Source organism: Streptomyces flavofungini, assembly GCF_041028215.1.
Taxonomy (GTDB): domain Bacteria; phylum Actinomycetota; class Actinomycetes; order Streptomycetales; family Streptomycetaceae; genus Streptomyces; species Streptomyces flavofungini_B.
On sequence record NZ_JASKYR010001124.1, the window covers coordinates 1 to 2,055 of the forward strand.

General features: G+C 78.4%; 1 protein-coding gene. It reads right to left on the minus strand.

Annotated elements, in window-relative coordinates; all coding sequences use genetic code 11:
* On the minus strand, positions 1-2,055 hold a 2,055-nt coding region (locus AB8Z36_RS39000; RefSeq protein WP_369218100.1), incomplete at both ends, for a CHAT domain-containing protein.

A 2,055-nucleotide genomic window follows, 5' to 3' on the forward strand; every position in this document is an offset into this window, starting at 1 on the left:
GTCCTGGCCCACCTCTCCCCCCGGGGGGGGGGGGGGGGGGGGGGGGGGGGGGGGGGGGGGGGGGGGGTACCGGCGCAGGGCCGCGGCGGCGTGGTCGTCCGGGGGGAGGGGGGAGAGGTGGGCCAGGACCGTGGGCCAGTCGGCCGCCTCCGCCGCCGCACACGCGGCCTCGTAGGTGCGGTGGCGCAGGTCGCCGAGGAGCGGCTCCGTGTCCCAGCCCGCCGCGGAGGCCGCCGACAGATCCGCCAGGGCCTCGACGGTGCGGCCCGCCTCGGCGAAGGCCCTGCCTCGCGCGTGGAGGAGCCGCACCGGTCCGTCGAGGAAGCCGTCCGCCGCCGCGTAGGCCCGTGCGGCCGCCGCCCAGTCGGCCACCGCGTCCGCCGCGCGGCCCGCCGCGTACGCGCACCAGTCGTCGCTGCCCGCCGACGCGAACGCCTCCCGTGCCGCGGGCCAGTCACCGTCCCGGGCCGCCGCGCGGCCGCGCGCGTACGTCGAGCGCTCCGCCGTGTCGTCGAGGCCCGCACACCCCGCGTACGCCGCCTCCGCCGCACTCCAGTCCTCGCGCTCCTCGGCGGACCTGCCCGCCACATAGGCGGCGTGCGCCCGTGCCGACGCGTGACCGGGCCGCAGCGCGAGGACCGCGCCGTAGGCCTCGGCGGCACTCGCCCAGTCGGCCGCCCGGCGGGCCAGCCCGGCGGCCGTGAACGTCCGCGCCACGTGCAGTTCGTCCCGCGCCGCCGCCAGCCGCGCCGCCACGTCCCTGGGCCCGCCCGGCCACCCGGCGAGCACCTCCTCGTAGCGGCTGATGGCGGTGGCCCAGTCCGCCGAGGCCTCCGCCGCCCGCCCCTCGTCGACCAGTGCCGCCATCCGCCGCAGCCCGGCGACCTCCGCCGCGAGGCAGCCCGGCACAGGGCCGGGCAGCCGCTCACCGACCACCGCGAACTGCGCCGCCGCGCCCGCCGCGTCCCGCTCCCCGGCGAGCAGCCCGCAGAGCCTCTCGACCTCGGGCCAGGCCAGTTCGAAGGCGGCCTCGGCCTGCATCCGCCGCTGCTCCTCGGCGTACTGCTGGGTCGGCGTACGCAGGATGCGCCGCACCTGCGCCCACTGCCCGAGGTCCCGCTGATAGCGGGCCGCACGGATCAGGACGGTGGAGTCGACGTGGCCGACGGGGCTGTTCAGCGTCCTCAGCGCGTCCGCGCCCTCGCTCAGCGGGTCCGCCACGGCCCCGCCGGGGTCCCGCACCTCGCGCGCCTTGAACAGCCAGCCCTGCCCGCACTCCTCGTGCAGGAAGAGCGCGGGCGTCGCCCACTCCACCGCCGTGTGCTCCGGCTGGTGCGAGATGCCGAGCCGCGCGGCGGTCATCGCCTCGTCGATCGTCCGGTTGGCGGCGATGCCCTTGAACAGCTCGGGGCTGAACGCCCCCGCCGCCTTGTCGCTCACCTTCCCGCGCATCGCCACCACGGCGGGCAGCCCGCCGCCGATCAGCGCCTGCGCGAGCCCCGAGAAGGGTTCGAGGTGCGAACTGTCCGCGCCGGAACAGAGGTTGAGCGCGACAAGGCGCAGCCGCTGGGCCTTCAGGAGGATCGCGCTGAGCACGTCGGCGGGCACCCGGTCCACCCCGCCGGCCGGTGTCTCCAGGGAGACCACGCCCTTGCCGAGCTCGTCGTCGTACGCCCCGTGGGCGATCAGCAGGACCGCCGTGGGCAGTTCGGCGTGCGCGGCGAGCGCCGCCTCCAGGCTCGCGCGCGTGGCCCGCTCCACCACCGTCGTCCGCACCGCCACCTCCGGCAGGTCGTGCCGGAGCGCGGCCACCTCTGCGGCGGCCCGCAGGGGCGGCAGGCCCGCGGGCGACGCGCAGGCCACCAGGAGCCGGATCAGGCTGGGCTCGGCGGTGGGCTCGGGCAGGCGCGGGCCCAGCGAACCACCGGGCAGCGACCGCACGAGCGAGTGGCTGAGGGCGAGGGACTGCTGCGGGCTGCCGGGTGGCGCGCACAGCGCTTCGAGCGGGAGGTCGCGCAGCTCGGGCGGCAGATCGAAGCGGAGCCGCAGCCCGCG